Below are 21,257 nucleotides of genomic sequence, written 5' to 3'. Positions count from 1 at the left end.
GCCTGGGCGTAGTCCAGCCTCGCTCAAGCGTCAACGCGCCTGCACACCCTACTTCTCCCGAAACGCAGCATGAACAAGAATATCCATCGCCTGGTTTTCAATGCCCTGCGCGGCATGCTGGTGGCAGTGCAGGAAAGTGCCGCGGGCCGCGGCAAGGGCCGCCTGGGCAACGCCGGACGCACTGGCCATGGCTCGGCCTTCGTGCCGGTGCTGTGGCTCACAGCATTGACGGCCTCGATGATGGGCTTGCCGGTATTGCCGGACCAATCGGCGCACGCGCAAACCTTGCCGATTCAGGTGGACAAGAATGTGCCGGGGCAGCGTCCGGTGGTGGGGGTGGCGGCCAATGGCGTCCCGGTCGTGGACATCCCCCCGCCCAACCGCAACGGCGGCACCAGCGTGAGCAACTTCATTCAGTACAACGTCGGCCCGCCCGGCGTGGTGCTGAACAACAGCGGGGCAAACAGCCAGACGCAGATCGCGGGTTGGGTCCAGGGAAACATGATGCTCGGCAACAGCCACGCCGGCAACATCGTGGTCCAGGTCACCCGGCCGAACCCTTCGCAATTGCTTGGCGCACAGGAAATCGCCGGAAATCGCGCCAATTTGATCCTGGCCAATCCGGCGGGGTTGCATTGCTCAGGCTGCGGCGCGATCAACACGGACCGTTTCACGCTTTCAACCGGACGTCCGGTGTTCAGCGCCGATGGCAGCCTGGCCGGCTTCGATGTACGGGAGGGCAACATCGGCATCGGCGGACAGGGCCTGTCCAGCCCGCAGGCACAGGTCGACCTGCTGGCGCGCTCGATCAACATCAATGCGGAGCTGTGGACCAGGCACCTGAATGCGGTCGCGGGTGCCAACCAGGTCGATTACCAGACCCTGAATGCCGCCCCGCAGGCTGGCAACGGCCCTGCCCCGAAGTTCGCGCTCGATGCCTCGGCGCTGAGCTCCATGTATAGCGGGGCGGTCAAGCTGATCGGCACGGAACGCGGTGTCGGTTTTCACCTCGGCGGCGGCGTCACGGCCCGCGCGGGCGACATCGTGGTGCACAACAACGGCGACGTGCGTATCGTGCCAGGTGGCCGCCTGCAAGCCGAAGGCAACGCCTCGGTCGCCGGCACCAACATTGGCAACGCGGGCACCATCACCACGCGCAGCGCCCTTGCCGCAACCACGCCGGGACAACTGGCCAACAGCGGCACGCTGGCCGCCGGCACCGATATGCTGGCCCAGGCCGACCGCATCGCCAACAGCGGCACCATCGGCGCGGCGGTCGATGCCGATGCCCGCGTGACCGGCACGGGCACGGTCAATCTCGCCGCGCGCACGGCCATTCAATCCAACGGTACCATCGTGACCGGCGCGGACGCCAGGCTGTCGGCACCCACGCTGGACCTGTCGAACGGCAATGTCATTGCGCACGGCATCGCCAATCTGTCGGCGGCGGGCGACATCAACCACCAGAACGCACGGTTGGAAGCCAATGCCGTGCAGCTCAACGCCGGCGGCACGGTGGACAACCGCGGCGGCGCCATCGCCGCGGGCGTCAATGGCGGTGCCGTCCAGGGCGCGACCGTCCTGAACCAGGGTGGCGCCATCACCAGTGGCGGCGCGCTCGGCGTGGGCGCGGCAGAGGCCGTGGACAACACCGGCGGCACCATCGCCGGGACCAGCGCCACCACCGTCGCCGCGGCCGGCATCGCCAACCGCGGCGGCGCGATCGGGTCGGTACAGGACAAGCTGCTGGCTACCGGTGCGCTGGACAACACCAGCGGCAAGGCGCTCGCCGCCACCGATATCACCCTGACCGGCGGCCCCGTCATCAACGACCATGGCCAGATCTCCGCCATGCAGACTCTGACGGCGGATACGGGCGGGCAGGCATTGGTGAATACCTCGGGCGTGATCGCGGCAAGCAACATCCAGACCAGCACCGGTGCCTTTGACAACCGGGCCGGTGTCGTACAGTCAACCGGCCTGCTGGTCGCTGACACGCGCGGCCAGGCCTATGACAACAGCAACGGTGGCCTGACGGTCGCCAACGGCGCGATGACGCTCACCACCGGCGCCCTGAACAACCGGGACGGCATCGTGTCGGGGCAAGAGGCGCTCACCGTTACCGGCACGACACTTGACAACACCGGCGGCAAGGTCGTGGCAGGCGGCCCGCTGGCCATGACCGGCGACAGCCTCGCCAACACCGGCGGCCAGGCCGCTTCGAACAGCGATGCGAAGGTACGCATGGCGGGTACCCTCGACAACACGGCGGGCTTCATCCATGCCGGCGGCACCCTGGACGCGCGGGCGGACACCATCCTCAACCGCGGCACCCTCGCCGGCACCGGCGCAGCCCCGAAGGGCATGGAGGCCGGCAACGTCAGGCTGGCTGCCAATGCCATCGACAATGCCCGGGGCGCGCTGCGCGCCGATACCTCGCTTGACGCCGATGCCGCAACATTGGACAACACCCGTGGCGAAGTCACCTCGGGTGGCACGGCGCAGCTCACTGTGGGGGCCACCGCCAACACCGATGGCCTGCTGGCCGCCAACAAGGCACTGGGCATCAAGGGCAACAGCCTCACCGGGGATGGCTCGCTGCAATCCAATGCGGGCGACATCACCGCCATCCTGCAAACCGATTTCCATAACACCGGGACGGTGGCCGCGGCGCGGGATCTCAAGGTCCTGATCGAGGATGCCCAGGGCAACGCCGCCGGCGATATCGCCAATGACGGCAAGCTGCTGGCCGGCCGCGACGCCGACTTCCACGGGCGCAATGTCACCAACTCAGGCGAGCTGTCCGGCCGGGTCTCCAACACCATCCGCGCCGATCAGGCGGTGCTCAACAAAGGCCTCATCGACGGGGGCGCCGTACGCATCGTGGCCGGCACCAACGTCACCAACATCGACCGCGTCTATGGCGACTCGGTGGCCATCGGCGCCGGCCGGCAGATCCTGAACGACATCAACCCCGTCACCGGCCAGGGTGCCGTGACCGCCTCGCGCAGCGGCGGCATCGAACTGGGCGCCCCGGAGATCGTCAACCGCGAGCACGCGCTGATCTATTCGTCGCAGGACCTGAACGTCGGCCGCGCGCTGGATGCCGACGGCAAGGCGGCCGGCCAGGCAGATGCGCTCACCAACGCCTCCGCCGTCATCGACGTGGCGGGCGACGCCAACCTCAACGTTGCCGCCCTCTCCAATCGCAACGACCACTTCAGCACCAAGCGCACCGATACAGGAACAGTCCATGCGTTCTACTATCGGCTGAATGGCAGCACCGAGAAGATCGACCCAAGCACCGCGATGATTGTGCTGCCGACTGCATCGGGTGCCATATTCGGTCACGTTGCCAGCCACGGTGACGACCTGGCCTACCTTGGCGACGACGACTACAAGCGCCTGCTGCTGCCTTCGGCGCAGTACCCCTTCAGCGTATTTGGCCCCCCGTTCGACTGGGCGCGCCAGTCCGATGGCACACCGGGACAGAACCCGAGACGCTCGTTCGGTTCAAGCTGGCCCGTAGGCCTGGCAATGCTGGCGTACGCTCCGGACGCGAATGGCAACATGGAAACCGATCATTTTGTCTACAAGCCTGACGACCCGATCTGGGACAAATTCGGGCTGGCCCGGCCCGGCGCGCTGCCTCCCGTCCCCTCCCCCTGCCTGGATGGATCGCCAGTCGCCTGCCATCGGCAATACGAGGCCGATCTGGCTGCCTACAATGCCGTGAAAGCCGCCAGCAAGCCGCTTTACGAAGCCCTGAACGGCAAGATCCGCGCATTCAACAACGACTATCGGGGTCGGCTGGTGGAATCCTGGACCATCGAATGGCGTGACACCCGTGTGCAGGACGAGGTTGTCGCCAGCACCGATCCCGCCCGCATCCTGGTGGGCGGCAATGCCAACTTCACTGGCGCGGTCACCAACGACAAGAGCCAGATTCTCGTTGGCGGCACACTGGCGGTCAGTGGCGGCAGCGGCGGTGTCGACAACATTGCGTACGATGCGACGCGCATAGAGGAGACAACCGGCACCAGCCAGTACACCCGTCCATGCGGGCGTAGCCGCTGCTACGACAACATGGGCGTGCCCGAGGTACATCTGGAGATTCCGACCCGGCTCGCCAACGGTGAGGCGCTGGATTACCAGGTTGTGAACGGCACTGGCACGATCGTGGCGGACAAGACCGGCACCGGCCCTATCGCCACCGCGCCGACGCTCATGCAGATCTCGCTCGGCACGGGCGGCGCGGAGGCCGGAGGTCGCCTGGGCGGCGAGGTCATCCGTACCGTCTCGCCGTCGCTGGCGATGCCCGACAATGCACTCTTCAAGATTCGCGGCGAGCCGGGCACGCGCTACCTGATCGAGACCGATCCGCGCTTCACCAACCAGCGCCAGTGGCTGTCCAGCGATCTCATGCTCACGCAACTGGGCCGGGACCCCACCCACGTGCTCAAGCGCCTGGGCGACGGCTACTATGAAGCCCGCCTGGTGGCCGATGCCGTGATGCTGGGAACCGGCCAGCGCTTCGTCGGCGACTACACCGACAACGAGGCGCAGTACAAGGCACTGATGCAATCCGGCGTCGAGTTCGGCAAGCAGTTCCACCTGAACTTGGGTACCGGGCTGACGGCGGACCAGATGCGCGCGCTCACCACCGACATCGTGTGGCTGGTCGAGAAGACGGTCACCCTGAAGGACGGCACCACCCAGCGCGTGCTGGTGCCGCAGGTCTACCTGAAGGTGCGCGAGGGCGACCTGAAGGGTGACGGCACCCTGATGGCCGCGCGCAATACCGTGATCCAGACCGATGGCGACGTGAAGAACACCGGCACCATCGCCAGCCGCGGCGTGACGCTGATGGACGCGGCCAATATCCACAACGGCGGCACACTGTCGGCGAGCGTCATGGGGCTGAGCGCCAGGCAGGACATCAACAATCTCGCCGGACATATCACGGCGGGTCAACTGGCGGCCACGGCAGGCCGCGATATCAACCTGACCACCACCACCGCCTCCGGGGCCGGCGGCAGCGGCAACCTCGCGGGCAGCCGCGCCGTGATCGCGGGCATCTCCAGCGTGGAAGCCGACAGCGCCACCTTCGTGGCCGGGCGCGACATCAACACCAAGGCAGCGAACATCCAGGCCACCGACAGCCTGGGCATGGCGGCGGGCCGCGATATCAACCTCGGCGCGGTCGAGGTCAGCGAGTCCGAACGCCTCTACAAAGACGCAAAAAACAATGCGGCGGTATCGCGCAGCGCGGAAATCGGCACGCAGGTCACGGCGGGCAAGGACGCGACCCTGATCGGCGGACGCGACGTGAATGCCACCGCCGCATATGTCAGCGCGGACGGCGCGCTGGCCGTCGGCGCGGGACGTGACATCAACGTCAAGGCCGGCCAGGTATCGAGTTCCGTACGCGACGAGCACGCCTACCAGGAAAGCGGCTTCCTGTCGAAGAAGTCCACCCACACCATCGATGCCAACAGCCAGACCGAGGCGCTGGGCAGCACCTTCTCCGGCAACACGGTGGACATGGCGGCGGGACGCGACCTGGCCGTCGCTGGCAGCACCGTGGCGGCCACGCACGACGTGAACCTCGGCGCAGGGCGCGACCTGGCCATCGGCACCACCGGGACCACCTCGTCCGCCTACACCTACAAGGAAGAGAAGAAATCGGGGTTCGGCGCCACCGGCTCCGGGCTCTCATACGGCAATCACGCCCAGAAAGACACCGCCAACGACTACGGCACGCGCCAGGTGGGGAGCCTGGTTGGCAGCACGGACGGCAGCGTACACATTAACGCGGGCAGCACGCTCACGGTCACCGGCAGCGACCTGATCGCCAGGCAGGACATCACGGGCGTGGGCGCGGATGTGGCCATTGATGCCGCGCAGAACCGCCAGCACCACGATGAAACCCACGAGGTCAGGCAAAGCGGTTTCACGCTGGGCGTGTCGGGCGGCGCCATCGGCGCTGCCATCAACGCCGGGAACAAGATCAACTCGGCCAGCCAGAGCCAGGATGGCCGTGCCTCAGCGCTGTGGGGGATCGCCGCCGCGCGCGACGTTGCCGATGCCGGCAGTGCACTGGCGCAGGCGGGGGGCGATCCTGTGGCGGGCGCCGCCGTGACGCTCTCCTGGGGTACCAGCCACAGCAAGCAGACCCTCACCCAGGACAGCACCAGCCACAACGGCACCAACGTATCCGCAGGCGGCACCGCGGCCTTCGCCGCGACGGGCGTGGATGCCAACGGCAACCAGACGGCGGGCAATCTGAACATCATCGGTTCAAACGTCGATGCCAGCAAGGTAGTGCTCGGCGCGAAGAACGATGTCAATATCGTTTCTGCCACCGACACCGACGAGAGCCACAGCACCAACAAGTCCAGCAGCGCTGGCGTCGGCGCGTCGTATGGCCTTGGCAAGGGCAACGCCGGCTTCGCCGTGTCGGCCTCCGCCTCCAGGGCCAAGGGCAACTCGGACAGCCAGGGCACCTCGCAAGCCAACAGCCACGTGAACGGTCGGGAGTCCGCCACCTTCGTGTCGGGCAACGACACCAATGTCCTCGGCGGCACGATCGCTGGCGGCAAGGTGACCGGGGATGTCGGCGGCAACCTCAATATCGCCAGCCGCCAGGACACCGAGGAGACGCGTGCAAAGCAGCAGAGCATGGGGGGTGGTATCAGCATCAGCCAGGCCGGCGCCACCGGCAGCTTCTCCGCTAGCCTGGGCAAGGCCAATGGCAGCTACGCCAACGTCAGCGAGCAGTCCGGCATCCATGCCGGCAAGGACGGTTTCGATATCACGGTCAAGGGCAATACCGACCTGCATGGTGCGGTGATCGCCAGCGAGGCAGGCAAGGACAAGAACAGCCTGACCACCGGCACGCTCACCTGGAGCGACATCGCCAACCACTCGGACTACAGCGCGACTTCCGCAGGCCTCACGGCAGGCGGCGCACTTGGCGCACCCACTGGCCAGAGCAACAGCGGCCAGACCTCCGGCAAGAACACCGGCGGCATCAACCCGATGATTCCGCAGCACGAAAGCGGCAGCCAGGACGGCGTGGCACGCAGCGCAGTGGCCGAAGGCACCATCACCATCAAAGACCAGGCCAACCAGAAGCAGGACCTCGCCGACCTGCGGCGGGACACCGCCGGCACCAACAGCACGGTCGGCAAGAACCCCAATCTGGACCAGGTGCTGAACAAGCAGTCCGACATGATGGCCGCCGCCCAGGCCGCCGGCGAGGCGGTTGCCAAGACGGTGGGCGACGTGGCTGGCGCCAAGGAGAAGGAGGCGCGCGCGAATGCCAAAGCTGCGCACGACGCCGGGGATACCGAGCTGGAAAACAAGTACCTTGCCGACGCGAAGAACTGGGAGGAAGGCGGCGACTACCGCGCAGCGCTGCACACCGCAGGCGGCGCGCTTGTTGCGGGCCTGGGCGGCGGCAACGCGCTGGCCGGCGCCGTAGCTGCGGGCGCGTCGTCGCTGGCTGCGCCCAAGCTTCAAGCGCTTGGCAATGCGGTGTCAGAGAGCATCGATACGGGCAATGCCGGGTTGAATGAGGCGCTTGGCAATGTGGCGGCCAACATTGCAGCGGGTGGCATTGGTGCCATCGTGGGTGGTGGGTCGGGTGCGGCGACGGCGGCGAATGTGGATCGGTTCAATCGGCAGTTGCATCCGGACGAAAAGGCAAAGATTCGCGCGCAGGCTAATGGAGATAAAGCCGCAGAAGAACGATTGACCAAGGCGGCATGTTATGAAGTGAAATGCTGGGCTGAATACCCCCTCGGTAGCGATGCCTACAACAAGAACTACGTCAGCGCGGTCGAGGCATCGCAGCTTGGACCGGAGCTGGATTGGGTTCATCGTCAACAAGAGGCCAATCTGTTTGTCTACACGCCCGTACAGAAGGCGGGGGATGCCATCCAGCGCGATCCCTTGGGCGTGGCGAAGGATGCGGCCAAGATCGTACTCGGCGGAGTAACGGCTAAAACGGGAGCTGGGCTCTGTACCAGCGGGCTTGGGTGCGCAGCCGGAGGATGGATGGTCGCCTTCGGTTTGAGTGACGCGGCCGAAGGGGCCGACGGCTTGTACAATCGCTACAACGGCATGAGTTCACCGGGAATAAATCCGCTGCGGTACGGGTTCACCCAACTGAACTCAACATGGGGCGATACAGCATATGATGGTCTGAATCTCGCTGCGGCAATCTTGGCATTGAGGGCCCCGGTCCCTCTCAAAATTGGTAATGCCGACGGTCTGAATCGCCCGGGTACAATGTTCGATGTAACGGTGCCACGTATTAATAACAACACCTTGATTCCATTTATTAATCAAACTGCCCCATATGGATCGACGCAGGGCATTTTATTTTTCGGGGTCGGATCGAAGGGAGCGACCGTGATCAATGACATCCGCCAAGCTGGAGATCAGAAATGAACTGGTACCGCCTCTATGCAAGCCTTCAGATCTGGTTCGTGGTCTGTTTGTCCTCAGCATTTGGTGCTGGATGTTGGTCATTTGTGGCGGCAGGTCTTTGCCGAATGGCATTTGAATTGGGTGACAATGAGTCGATGCTACTGGTCGGTTTGCCTCTATTTGTAATCCTGTTTGTCGTGTTCATAAAATTCTTGCCGGAACCCTTGCGAAGGGCTGGACTGTTGAGTGAAAAGCCAGAACGATTCGGCCCGTGGTTAAAGCAGAATAACAACGACTGAAAGACCGGTTCAACAGGCAACTGCACCAATCTGAGTACGATCTTGCAGCGAAGTACGCAAAGACTGTCGCAGACAAGCTCCACATCTCGACGGACGAAGCGGAAGGGCGCATCGTGGCAGAAATTCTCCGCAATTCCGACAAGCAAACCTCCGATGCGGCCGGTGGGAAGTATGACAATCAGATCCGAAGTATCGTGGGGTGCTCCAACCTGAATTGCAATGGATCTACTCAAGACCCGAACTATGTCAGGTTGCCGACGCCGAGCAGCGCCTTGCGCAACAGGGCTTTCGTCGTGTGCAGAATGGCGTTGGCGGTGTATGGGATCAAGCGGCGAGCAGCTTTGTGAGCCAGGGTCACGGAATGCTCCCATCGGATGGCACGAGTGGGCCGGGCTACATGCTCTTCGCAACCGACGCGCCAAAAGTCAATGTCAGCATTCATTCCCGGAAAGGACCTGAAGTGAAAAACGTTGTTAGGAAAATTAATGATGCGTTCTCAAACTCAGGGTGGACCGGAGTTGCAACTCGATCGCTATTCTCTATGGCATCCATGATATCAATTCATTGGTTGAAAGATTTAGTTTCATGGACATCAAGAAATATACTCCATGATAATTTTTCCATAACTGATATGACGCACAATCGCGCCGTTTTTATAATTACCGCAATCGGCACATTATCATTAATCATTGAGGCAACTTACGGACTAATACTTTTAATAAACAACAAAAAACTCCGCCACCCCGAACGCGTTAAAAAGGAGGCGACATTGAAACGCCTCCGCCGCCCAGAAAATGGCAGGTTGAATTAGGCGCTCGGCAACGTGGCGGCCAACTTCGCAACGGGACCGCGCAAAATGCATTACCGATGAGGCTAGGGCTAAGACCATTGGCCTAGTTAATGATGTTAACAACGCCCGGACTGGAAAATGAATTGGCGGACGATATCTAATTCTCTTCATGATGCGATCGTTCTTGGTCTGGCGATAGTCGCATCGGGGGTATTCTATGTTTTTCTCATTCTGTGGGTATGTTTGAAGACAATCGGCCTTGATGATCAGCAAAATCAGATCAGGGTTGGCGTGATTTTTATGGTCATCTATTCAATATGGGGGATAATCTATCTCCCGAAGGCCTTGCGTAAGGCAGGGTTGCTGTGTGGGGTCTTTGAGAAGCGGAATCGAAATTAACTAAATTGTGGCCGCGCCGCTAAAAATAACGGTTCAATCGGCAGTTGCTTCCGGACGATGCAGAAAGAATCAAGGAAAATACCAAGGCTTTCAACAGCTGAATCGACCTCAAGCTTGATTGGGGTTGGAGCCGGCAACGTTACTCAAGGCGCAGGATCGCTGCTTCCGCCCCCTCAGAAACAAAAATGAAGAAATTAAAATTGTTTTGGATGGTAGCTAGTGCAGTAATGTCGCCATGGATTTTAATGCTTGGTCTACTGCCACTGAAATTAATTGGATTCTCCGTCACCGTTAAGCACGCATACCTCATGGCAGGTTGGTGCCTGCTATGGTCTGTGGTTAATGCAATTTGGTTTATTTACGCCTGGATAAAAACCAGGAAAATGAAGCATCTGGATAGCAATAGCAGGCACGGAAATACATAGATGGCCGTCGGCGCGGGGGCGCCAATCCCGCCTCACCCAGCCAACTAGCGCCGCCTTTGTTGCAGCTAACCAGCGAGCGCAGACGATTAACAATTTGATGGGAGCCGGTACGATCGCGGCACCGGTCAGAGCTGTGCTTGCCATTGGCGGCCCCATTGCGACAACCATTGGTAGGGCATGGGGCTATTCGGTTATCGGCTTCGCTGCAGGCAGCGGCATGGATGCAGCAGGCACGTATGCCCAAAGCGGGACCATGACGCCGGGCCAAAGACAACGCGCTGGCGAACCCTCAATTGGAAGAGATGGCAACGTACTACGCCCACAATGACACGGGCTACTACGGTGCGTTGCTGCGGATGTGGCAGGGAGAGCATACGCAGAAAGAAGCGGCTGCGCTGATCGGACAGATGTCCGGCTCCGAGCAGCAGGAAGCGTTTGCGGAAGCGTTGTTCCATGGCGCGGCCTACGCGAAGTTTGTCAAAGGCGATGCGGTAAGCGCACGAGCGATGCGGGACAACCTCAATCGTGTCGCTCCATACGGCAGTATCGAATGGATATATGGACAGCGGGTGCTGTAATCATCACCCCAGATCAGTCAGCCTTTACGTCGACTACGGACGAACCTACCGCGCCAATTGCCCACCCAATGCGTCGGCGGCAAGTGACTTGGGGCCATCCAGGACTATTTCTCCGCACGGCTGCTCGCCCAAGGCTACATGAGCACGCGCGTGGTGGCCCCGGACCAGACTCGCGCCAGCGGTGAATTGCCGCCTGCGCTTCGTAGCCGGAGGCATCTCTGGTGGCAATGCCGAGGACATGCACGGCTAGTGGCGCATGGCCTTGTCAACCGGCCCAGGCGCACCCGCGAACCAGCGCGGCATTGACCAGGGCACGGAGAACATGCGCCGCCTGCAGGAGCAGGCCGCCTACCATCATTGCCCCCCCAACGACTGCAGAATTTTCAGAACCTGGTCAGATTAGGATCTAATTTAATCAAATAGGAATTTTCCCACCTCGTTTTCGGATTTGTCCGATTTCAATTTGGACGAAAACTCGGTATCGTCCGTCTGACTTTTGCTTAGTCCAGCCTCGCGCAAGCGGATACGCGTTTGCTTGATGGAGGCATTGGCAACAAGGCCAGCGGCGCTTGCGTCAGCAACGCCATCTGAAATCTGGAGTAGAGAAAACGATCTGGTTTATTTTTCACACCGACATCGCCTCTCGATGTTGCGAAGATTTTGTCTCTTTATTCTCGATCGCAAAGTATCAATGAGTGCTGTTTTCTGGGTGCTCGGTTGCACTCCGAATTAAAAGATGGAAGAGGCATTCGCACATCAAAAATATAGCCATCCAACCCGATCAGATCATCAACCTCCGAGTCGAATTGCCTGACATGTAGGCCGCGTCAATCCATGCCGATGAACTTCCGCAACGCGCGCCGCAAGGCGCGTGGCGTCCCTCCTTTTGTCCCGCTTTTCCTGACGCTGCCCACACTCGCGGTTGCCCAGGCCCTGCCCGCCTTCCCGCCTGTCACCCCGAACGCCGCCATCGAGCGCCGCCAGGAACAGCGGCAGGAAGCTGCGCGCGAGCGCGCCTTGGCCCGTCCCGATGTACTTACGGCCTCCCCCGCCAAAGCCGGCATCGCGGGACCGCTGATCCTGCCTGCCGAGTCGCCCTGCTTCCGCATCAGGACGGTGCGCTGGGAGGGTGCCGAGGACTTTGCATGGCTCCTGGCCGAGGCGGGCATCCTGCCCACCCAATGCGTTGGCGGCAAGGGGCTGGAGGCCATCCAGGACTATTTTTCGGCGCGGCTGCTCGCCCAGGGCTATATCACCACGCGCGTGGTGATCCCGGACCAGAATCTCGCCAGCGGCGAATTGCGCCTGCGCGTGGTGGCCGGACGCATCTCTGGTGTCAAGGCCGAGGGCTCGCCCGGCTGGTGGCGCATGGTCTTGCCCACAGGCCCCGGCGGACTGGTGAACCAGCGCGACCTTGACCAGGGCACGGAGAACATGCGCCGCATGCAGGGGCAGGCCGATGCCGGCATCGACCTGGTGCCCGGCGAGAAGCCCGGCGAAACGGAACTGATCGTCAGGCCGGGCACCGGCAAGCGCTGGCATGTCCTGGTGACGGGCGATAACGCTGGACTGGACAACACCGGGCGCTACCAGATGGGCGGCACGCTGACGGTGGACTCGCCTCTGTTCCTCTACGACAGCCTCACCATCTCCGGCAGCAGCAATGCCAATGTCGGCAACGGCGCGGCGGGGACCCGCTCTTCGGCGATCAACTACAGCATTCCCTTCCGTTACTGGAACGTCTTCTTCAACGCCAACCAGTCGCGCTACCACCAGACGGTGGCGGGTTTCGAAAGCGATATCGTCTACGGCGGGCGCAGCACGCAGATCGAGGCGGGACTTGGCTATGTGCCGTTGCGCAACGCCTCGGGCAAGACGAGCCTGTACGCCAAGGTGTTCCGCAAGACCGCCAGTTCCACGCTGGACGGCATCGATATCGAAGTGCAGCACCGCGATTTCGCCGGCTTCGAGGCCGGCGCCGCGCACCGTCAGTACTTCGGCAGCACGGTGCTGGATGTCGGCGCGGCGTGGCGCGCGTCGCTGCCCGCGCACTCCAGGTCGCCCGGCTTTGTGATGGGCGAGCCCGGCTGGAATGGCAAGTCGGAGATCGTGCTGGCGAATGCCGGCCTGATGGTGCCATTCCAGGTCGCCGGGGAGCGCTTGCGCTACCAGGGCAACGTGCGCATGCAGTACGCCCGCACCCGCATCTTGCCGTCCGACTACTTCGTCATCGGCAACCGTTATTCGGTGCGCGGTTTCGATGAGCAACTGACCCTTGCCGCCGAGAACGGCATCACCTGGCGCAACGACCTGGCCTGGCAGCTTGGCGACACAGGACAGGAAGCCTTCGTGGGCTTCGACATGGGACATGTCAGCGGCCCGACCGCCGGGTTCCTGGTGGGCCAGTCGCTGATGGGTGCCGTGATAGGCGCGCGCGGGCGCTGGGCCATGTGTGGCCACGCGGCCCTGACTTACGAGGTGACGCTCGGCAGGCCGGTCAGGAAGCCAGAGTTCTTCCGCACACACACGCCCAATATCGCGGCGCAGATCGGTGTGGAATTTTAGGCCCCGCAGCCCGGGGGTAGCGCGCAGGCGATGCTCGCCCAAGGGCGTGAATTGTTTGCATGTTTGAGTAACGAAACGGAGAAAACCGAATGAACAGACTGACAGCAGGATCGCTGTTTGCCGCGGCCGGGCTGCTCGCCCTGCTTGGCGGCTGCGCGACCGAATCATCGACGGCCTTGCCCGTGCAGAAGGTCGAGAGTGCCAGCCGCCCCTACGTGGGGGTGCGCACGCCGATCGCGGTCGGGAAGTTCGATAACCGTTCAAGCTATATGCGCGGCGTGTTCTCCGACGGCATCGACCGGCTGGGCGGCCAGGCCAAGACCGTCCTGATCACACACCTGCAACAGACCAATCGCTTCCTTGTTCTCGACCGCGACAACATGGACGAGATCAAACGCGAGGCGGGCATCAAGAGCCAGGCGCAACGCCTCAAGGGTGCCGATTACGTGATTACCGGCGACGTGACCGAGTTCGGGCGCAAGGAAGTGGGCGACCAGCAACTCTTCGGCATTCTCGGCCGGGGCAAGTCGCAGGTGGCCTATGCCAAGGTCGCATTGAATGTGGTCAATATCGCCACATCGGAAGTCGTGTTCGCCAGCCAGGGCGCGGGCGAGTACGCGCTGTCCAGCCGCGAGGTCATTGGATTTGGCGGCAGCTCCAGCTATGACTCGACGCTCAACGGCAAGGTGCTGGATCTCGCCATGCGCGAGGCCGTGACCAACCTGGTCAATGGTGTCGAGGCCGGCGCCTTGAAGCCGGGCAATCCCTGAGCGCCAACATCCAGAGGAAGAGGAGAAACTGTGAATACATCATTCCGGCCGTGCCGGCTGGCGACACTCGCGATCACGGCAAGCGCATTGCTGGCGGGTTGCGCCGCGCCAACCAAGCCCCTGTATCAGTGGGAAAGCTACCAGCCGCAGGTCTACCAGTACTTCAAGGGCGAATCGAAGCAAGCCCAGATTGAAGCGCTTGAACGCGATCTGCAGAAGATCATGGCGGCGGGCAATACGCCGCCGCCGGGTTACCACGCGCATCTTGGCATGCTGTACGGCGATGCCGGCAAGGACGATCAGATGGTCCGCGAGTTCCAGACGGAGAAGACCTTGTTTCCGGAGTCGTCCGCCTATGTGGATTTCCTGATGAAGAACATCCAGCAAGGGGGAAACAAGAAATGAGGGATCTGATCAAACGCGCGCTCGCGTTCCTGGCCGTCGCGGCGCTGGCCGCCGGGTGCGCTGCGCCATCCAAAAATGTCGATTACGCCGCCTTCAAGGAGAGCAAGCCACGCTCGATCGTGGTCCTGCCACCGCTGAATGAGTCGCCTGACGTCGCGGCGACCTACAGCATGCTGTCGCAGGTCAGCTATCCGCTTGCCGAGGCCGGGTACTACGTGCTGCCGGTGGCCCTGGTGGACGAGACCTTCCGCCAGAATGGCCTGACGACGCCGGGTGATATCCATGGTGTTCCGCCAGCAAAGCTCAGGGACATCTTCGGCGCGGATGCCGCCCTCTACATCACGGTGACGAACTATGGGACGAAGTATCAGGTGGTCAACAGCGCCACGGTCGTCAGCGCGAAGGCGACGCTCGTTGATCTGCGCACAGGGGGGACGCTCTGGACTGGTGCCGCTTCGGCATCCAACAGTCAATCGGGCAACGCCGGCGGAGGCCTGGTTGGGATGCTCGTGGCTGCGGCGATCGCGCAGGTGATCAATAGCGTGTCGGATGCGAGCTATTCTGTCGCGGGAACAGCGAGCCTGCAGCTGCTGTCGGCCGGCAGCCCGGGCAGCATCCTGTACGGTCCGCGCTCCGCCAGGTACGGTACAGACTGATTGTGCCGCGGCAGGCCGGGAAGCCCGAATTCTTCCGGGCGCGGAAGCCCGGCGATTTGCCGGCGGACAACCAGGCCACCGCTCAGATCTCCGCCCGCAGCCCCACAAAAAACCGCCGTCCCGGCGCCGGCTCGAAATACCGCCCGTTGCTCTCGTTCACAATTACCGAACCGATGTAACGCCGGTCGGCAATATTGTCGATCCGCCCGTACGCGTACCAGCGCATGCGCCCCACGCGGAAGTTGTAGCCGGCACGCAGGTTGAAGATGGCGTAGCCGGGCGCGTATTGCGTGTTGAGGTCGTCGGCGAAGACGCGCCCTTCCACGCGCATCTCCACACCCAGCGTGAGACCGGCCACCGGCTTGTACGTTGCCTCGGCGAACAGGCTGTGGCGGGCGGTGCCGGGCAGGCGGTTGCCTGAGGCCACGGTTGCCCCCTGCGCATTGCGAAAGGCGTCGCCAAAGTAGGCGTCGAGCCAGGTGTAGGCCAGCCCGGTGCCGTAGCGCTCGCCCGGTCCGTAGACGCCGCGCCATCCCAGTTCCACCCCGCGCCGGCGCACGCCGTTGACGTTCTGGTAGACGGAGCGGCCGTTGTCGTTGGACATCGGCACGATTTCGTCGTGGCTGTCGGCATCGAACAGCGCGGCCTCCAGCCGCTGTCCCTGGCCTTGCCATTTGACGCCGATCTCGCCCTGGCGACTGGTGGACGGCTGCAGGCCAAGGTTGGTCCCGGCGCCGCCGGGGCCGTAGGCCACCTCGGTCAGCGTCGGTGTCTCGAAGCCGCGGCCCAGGTTGGCATAGACGTTGAGCGAGTCCAGCGCTTGCCAGACCACGCCGAGCACCGGGCTCACGTTGTTATACGTGGCCGTGCCGCTGTCGTCGGGGCTGGCCGCAGTGATGTAGTGATCGTCGATGCGCAGCCGGACCTTGCTGGCCCGCACGCCGCCCACTAGCCGCCAGGCGGGGTTCCAGGTCCAGTCGAACTGGGCAAAGGCACCCAGGCTGCCCGCCTTGTCGGTTTCGTCGCGGCGCAGCGCGCCCTGCGTGCCGTTCTGGTTCACGAAGCCGGTGCGCGCGTCGCGCATGCCATCGGCATCGATGCCGGCGCTCCACAGCAGCGGCAGGCCGTTCAACGTGGTGTTGTGGTGCCACGAGAACGCGCCGCCGCCATAGCTGCGGTCGATATCCACGATGCCGCCCGCCGACGAGGGCGCGATGCCGCTGAAGCCCAGGTACTGGGTTAGCTGGCGCGTGCCGCCGTAGAGGCGGAACTCAAGATTGTCGCGCTCGCTCAGGCGCTGCTCCACCTGCACGCCGCCCTGATTCTGCCGGACAGTCTTGCCGGTATTGAACTGTGTGGCCAGCGCCACCGCCTGGCGCGGGTTGGCATCGGCCTGGGCGCGGGTAAGGCCGAGCGCGTCCTGCGCCTGCGGCTGGTCGAAGGCGTTGAACAACAGGGTGACGCGGGTGCCGGTGACAGGTTCCGCCACCACCTTGGCGTTGAGCTGGCGGCGCCGGGCCGCGCTGTGGTCGCGGTAGCCGTCGGTTTCAAAGGTCCATGCGTCCAGCACGCCGCCGATCTTGTCGTTGCCGCCACCGACGGCCACGCTGGTCATCCATTGCCCGTCGGAGCCGAAGCCGCTCCCCACCCGCGCCATCGGCGCCTTGGGCGGATCGGGCGTGAATATCTGCACGACGCCCCCCGATGCATTGCCGTAGAGCTGGGCGAAGGGGCCGCGCAGCACCTCGATGCGGCTGGCGTTGGTGAGATCGGCCGTGGATGCCTGTCCCTGCCCGTCCGGCATGGTGGCGGGAATGCCGTCGACATACAGCCGCACCCCGCGCACGCCGAACGTGGAGCGGCTGCCAAAGCCGCGCACCGCGAGCTGCAGGTCTTGCGAGTAGTTCTGGCGCTCGCGCGCGGCCACGCCGGGCACGAGCGTCAGCAGTTCCGAAAGGTTGATCAAGGGACTCGGGGTCGCCAGCGAATCGACCGGGACGTTGTCGATCGCGACCGGCGCGTCAAAGCGCTTCTGCTCGGCGCGGCTGACGCTCACCACCACGTCGGGGAACGTTTCCTCGGCAAAAGCCGCGCCCGGCGCGGCCGCGAGCATGGCGGCTGCCAGGCAGCACAGATGGTGGGAAGCCAGTCCGGAAACTGGTTTCCGGCTTCGCGCACCGCCCTTGCTGCCTGCCATCTTCCTGCCCTGGGTCCGTTGATCGCTCCCCTTCGTGCCGCGCGGGCGGCCCTGCGCGGCGATCAATTGGCCTTGGGCCGGATCGCGTCGGCGGTGCCCTGGATGAAAGCCTTGATCTTCTCGACATCCTCCATGCTCAGCTTGCCCGTGAAGTCCGGCATGCCGCGCGCCATGGCGGGGCCTTTGAAGATGAACTTGTCGAGGTTCTGGATATAGGCGGCGTTCAGATAGCCAAGGTTGGGAATATTGCCGCCGCGGTCCACGCCAGGCACGCCATGGCACAGCACGCAATTGCTGACATAGAGCGCGGTGCCTGCCGCGACATGGGCGGGGTCATATTTCACGCCCGCCAGCAATCCTTCCGCGCGGTACTGCACGAAGGCGGGCATCGGCGCCTTGCCGCCCACGGCGAAGGTGTAGACCGTGCCGGGCCCCTGCCGCTCGGTGGCGCGCTGGGCCTGCCCGTAGACGCCACCCCAGCCGACGGCGACGGACACGTACTGCTTGCCGTCGACCATGTAGCTCACGGGTGCCGCGATCACGCCGGTGCCCGTGGGGGATTCCCACAGCTTGGCGCCGGTGGCGGCGTTGTAGGCGATGAAGCGGCCATCGGCCGTGCCCTGGAACACCAGGTTGCCGGCGGTGGTCAGCGTGCCGCCGTTCCACGGCGAGACGTATTCCTGGGTCCACGCGGCTTTCTGCTGCACCGGATCCCAGGCAATCAGGCGGCCGAAGGGCTTGCTCGCGGGTGGCTCGGCGTTGAGGAACTTCGCCGTGTTCCAGCCCACGTTGCCATGCGGCTGGCCGGGCTGCTTGCCATTGAACGTCCAGTTCTTGTCGTCCATCAGGTTCAGCGGCACATGCTGCGCCGGCAGGTAGACCAGTCCGGTCTGCGGGTTGAAGGACATCGAATGCCAGTTGTGCGCGCCATAGGGGCCAGGGATGGCGTCATAAGGCTTGTCCGTGGCGCGCGCCTCGGGCAGCTCGATCGGGCGTCCGTTCTGGTCGTAGCCGCTGGCCCAGTTCACGTCGACGAAGTTCCTGGCCGAGATGAACTGGCCGTTGGTGCGGTCGATGACGAAGAAGAAGCCGTTCTTGGGCGCGTGCAGGATGACCTTGCGCGCCTTGCCGCCAATGTTGAGGTCGGCCAGGATCATGGGCTGGGTTGAGGTGTAGTCCCAGTTGTCGCCGGGCGTTTCCTGGTAGTGCCAGACGTATTTGCCGGTATCGGGATCGAGCGCGACGATGGAGGCCAGGTAGAGGTTGTCGCCGCCGGCCGGGCTGCGCTTGCTGCGCGACCAGGGTGAGCCGTTGCCGGTGCCCACGTACATCAGGTTGAGCTCGGGGTCGAAGGCCAGCGTGTCCCATGCCGTGCCGCCGCCGCCGGCTTCCCACCACTTTCCGGCCGGGTCCCAGGTCTTGGCCGCCTTGGCCATCGACTCATCCTCGAACGGCTTGGCAGGGTCGCCCGGCACCGTGAACCAGCGCCATTTCTGCTCGCCCGTGCCTGCGTCGTAGGCGGTGATATAGCCGCGCACGCCGTATTCCGCGCCGCCGTTGCCGATGATGACCTTGCCCTTGAACACGCGCGGCGCACCGGTGATGGTGTAGGAGTGGCTGCGGTCGATGATGGTGTCTTTTTCCCAGACCTTGCGGCCGGTGCCGGCATCGAGCGCAATCAGCCGGCCATCGTAGGCGGCCACGAACACCTTGCCCTGGTAAAGCGCCACGCCGCGATTGACGACGTCGCAGCAGCCCTTATAGCCGATCGACCTGTCGACCTTCGGGTCGAAGGTCCAGATGCGCTTGCCGCTGCGGGTGTCGATGGCGTGCACCACGCTCCACGAGGCGCTGACGTACATGATGCCGTTCACCACCAGCGGCGTGGCTTCCACCCCGCGCGTGGATTCCAGGTCATAGGACCACGCCAGCCCCAGGTCCTTCACGTTGTCGGCATTGATCTGCGAGAGCCGGCTGAAGCGGGTTTCCGCGTAGTCCAGGCCGTAGCTGGGCCAGTCGGGGGTCTTGGCGGCGTTGGTCTCGATAAAGGCGCTATCCACGCCGCGGGTCACGGCGCGGATGTGGTCTGCGCTGGCAACCCTGGCGGGCGGCCTGGTCTGCGCGGCCGCGAGCGAGGCCGCGGCCAGCCCTGCCGCCAGCATGGCCAGCTTGCCGGTGCGCCGCGCAGCGCCCGGCCAGCAGGAAAAAGCCCGCTTGGATTCTTGGCTCATTGTGTCTCCTCTTCTTCTGTTTATTCTTGCTTCTTCTTGGGGGAAGCCAGTCTGGTTCTGTGCCAGCGGCTGGCCAATGGCGCGGCGGAAGTTGCCCGCCGCGCCACCGGATTGCAGCAAACCAGAGGATGGCGGCAGAGGCGCGTTATACGCACTCGGGATTACCCCGAGGATGACGCCTGGCACGCCCTGACTGATGCGGGGGTGCCGCTTCGCTCAGTAAGCCATGCAGACCGACTTGATCTCGGTGTAGGCCTCGATCGCCGAGCGGCCATGTTCGCGCCCGACGCCGGACGCCTTGTAGCCGCCGAAAGGCATGTTGGGATCGACGATATTGTGCGTATTGACCCAGACCGTGCCGGCATCCAGGCCATCGACCAGGCGCTGCACCGCGCGCAGGTCGTTGCTCCAGATGCTGGCGCCCAGGCCGTACTCCGAGCGGTTGGCCTCGGCCAGCACGGCCTCGGGATCGTCGAACGGCATGGCCACCACCACCGGCCCGAAGACCTCCTCGCGCACCAGGGTCAGGTCCTTGCACGCAGCGTTGGCCACCACCGTGGGCCGCACGAAATAGCCGGGACGGTCCAGCGCATCGCCGCCCGCGACGATCTCCGCGCCTTCGCTGCGCCCGGTGCCGATCAGGCCCATCACCTTGTCGCGATGGCGTGCCGAAACCAGCGGCCCCATCTGGCTGGCGGGATCGAGCCCGGAACCCAGCACGGTGGCATTGGCCACCTTGCCCAGCCCCTCGACCACCTGGTCATAGTGCCGGCGCGCCACGTACAGCCGCGAGCCGGCGGTGCAGACCTGGCCCTGGTTGAGGAAGATGGCGCCGGCGGCGCCCTGGATGGCGTGCGCGGGATCGCAATCGTCCAGCACGATTACCGGGCTCTTGCCGCCCAGTTCCAGCGACACGCGGCGGATATCCTGGCCGCAGCGCGCACCGATCAGGCGCCCGACTTCCGTGGAGCCCGTAAAAGTAATCTTGTTGACGCCGGGATGCGCCACCAGCGCCGCGCCGGGCACGCCATCGCCGGTCACCACATTGAGCACGCCCGGCGGGAAGCCCGCTTCGAGCGCCAGCTCGGCCAGCCGCAGCGCGGTCAGCGGGGTTTCCTCCGCCGGCTTTAGCACCACCGTGCAACCGCAGGCCAGCGCCGGCGCGATCTTCCAGACGGCCATCAGCAAGGGGAAATTCCACGGCACGATGGCGCCCACCACGCCCACCGGCGAGCGCCGCGTCATGGCGCTGTAGCGCGTTCCCGGCGGGAACGGCACCGAGACATCCAGCGTGCTGCCTTCGATCTTGGTGGCCCAGCCGGCCATATAGCGCAGCCATTGCGCGCTGCCGCCCACCTCCAGGCCTTGCGAGAAGGCCAGCAGCTTGCCGTTGTTGAGCGTCTCCAGCCGGGCCAGTTCGTCGCCGTGCTGCTCGACCAGGTCGGCCAGCTTGAGCAGCAGGCGCTCGCGCTGGGCCGGCATCATGGCGCGCCATGTGCCGCCGGC

Annotated in this window: 10 protein-coding genes and 1 pseudogene; 8 read left to right on the top strand and 3 right to left on the bottom strand. The window is 64.0% G+C overall.

Features of this window, described 5'->3' with window-relative positions; all coding sequences use genetic code 11:
- Positions 1-69: 69 nt before the first annotated feature.
- The 8 genes from CF70_RS14105 (at position 70) to CF70_RS14075 (ending at position 15,323) form a co-directional block, all read left to right on the top strand.
- Positions 70-8,457, top strand: a complete 8,388-nt coding sequence (locus tag CF70_RS14105) for a hemagglutinin repeat-containing protein (protein ID WP_051648418.1) — start codon at positions 70-72, stop codon at positions 8,455-8,457.
- Positions 8,454-8,735 (top strand): hypothetical protein, encoded by a 282-nt coding sequence (locus CF70_RS36005; protein WP_152561809.1) that lies wholly within the window; start codon positions 8,454-8,456, stop codon positions 8,733-8,735. The genes CF70_RS14105 and CF70_RS36005 overlap by 4 nt, the downstream gene beginning before the upstream one ends.
- A gap of 199 nt (positions 8,736-8,934) precedes the next feature.
- Entirely contained in the window at positions 8,935-9,546 is a 612-nt protein-coding gene (locus tag CF70_RS36000; protein WP_160172265.1) for a hypothetical protein, read from the top strand.
- Between the two features lie 1,096 nt (positions 9,547-10,642).
- A complete protein-coding gene (locus CF70_RS14095) occupies positions 10,643-10,927 on the top strand; it encodes a hypothetical protein (RefSeq protein WP_035865392.1) in 285 nt (94 codons plus the stop codon).
- 834 nt (positions 10,928-11,761) lie between these two features.
- Positions 11,762-13,492 carry a ShlB/FhaC/HecB family hemolysin secretion/activation protein gene (locus CF70_RS14090; RefSeq protein WP_035865391.1) on the top strand — a complete coding sequence of 577 codons (1,731 nt, stop codon included), beginning with the start codon at positions 11,762-11,764 and terminating at the stop codon, positions 13,490-13,492.
- A gap of 89 nt (positions 13,493-13,581) precedes the next feature.
- A complete protein-coding gene (locus CF70_RS14085; protein ID WP_035865389.1) occupies positions 13,582-14,262 on the top strand; it encodes a CsgG/HfaB family protein in 681 nt (226 codons plus the stop codon).
- A 30-nt stretch (positions 14,263-14,292) separates the two neighbouring features.
- Positions 14,293-14,667, top strand: a complete 375-nt coding sequence (locus CF70_RS14080; RefSeq protein WP_051648416.1) for a DUF4810 domain-containing protein — start codon at positions 14,293-14,295, stop codon at positions 14,665-14,667.
- Positions 14,664-15,323 carry a DUF799 domain-containing protein gene (locus CF70_RS14075; RefSeq protein ID WP_035865387.1) on the top strand — a complete coding sequence of 220 codons (660 nt, stop codon included), beginning with the start codon at positions 14,664-14,666 and terminating at the stop codon, positions 15,321-15,323. Before CF70_RS14080 ends, CF70_RS14075 begins: the two co-directional genes overlap by 4 nt.
- A gap of 82 nt (positions 15,324-15,405) precedes the next feature.
- On the opposite strand, the gene CF70_RS14070 is transcribed toward CF70_RS14075, so the two are convergent.
- From CF70_RS14070 to CF70_RS14060, 3 genes and pseudogenes are all read right to left on the bottom strand, one after another.
- Positions 15,406-17,520 (bottom strand): TonB-dependent receptor, encoded by a 2,115-nt coding sequence (locus tag CF70_RS14070; protein WP_349675113.1) that lies wholly within the window; start codon positions 17,518-17,520, stop codon positions 15,406-15,408.
- A gap of 62 nt (positions 17,521-17,582) precedes the next feature.
- Positions 17,583-19,751 carry a PQQ-dependent dehydrogenase, methanol/ethanol family gene (locus CF70_RS14065; RefSeq protein ID WP_035865383.1) on the bottom strand — a complete coding sequence of 723 codons (2,169 nt, stop codon included), beginning with the start codon at positions 19,749-19,751 and terminating at the stop codon, positions 17,583-17,585.
- A 216-nt stretch (positions 19,752-19,967) separates the two neighbouring features.
- Positions 19,968-21,257: pseudogene (locus CF70_RS14060) on the bottom strand (aldehyde dehydrogenase family protein); the annotation flags it as partial.

It is taken from the genome of Cupriavidus sp. SK-3 (assembly GCF_000611145.1).
Lineage (GTDB): Bacteria > Pseudomonadota > Gammaproteobacteria > Burkholderiales > Burkholderiaceae > Cupriavidus.
Note: the sequence above shows the minus strand (reverse complement) of the source record. Positions and strands in the feature narration are given on the sequence as shown.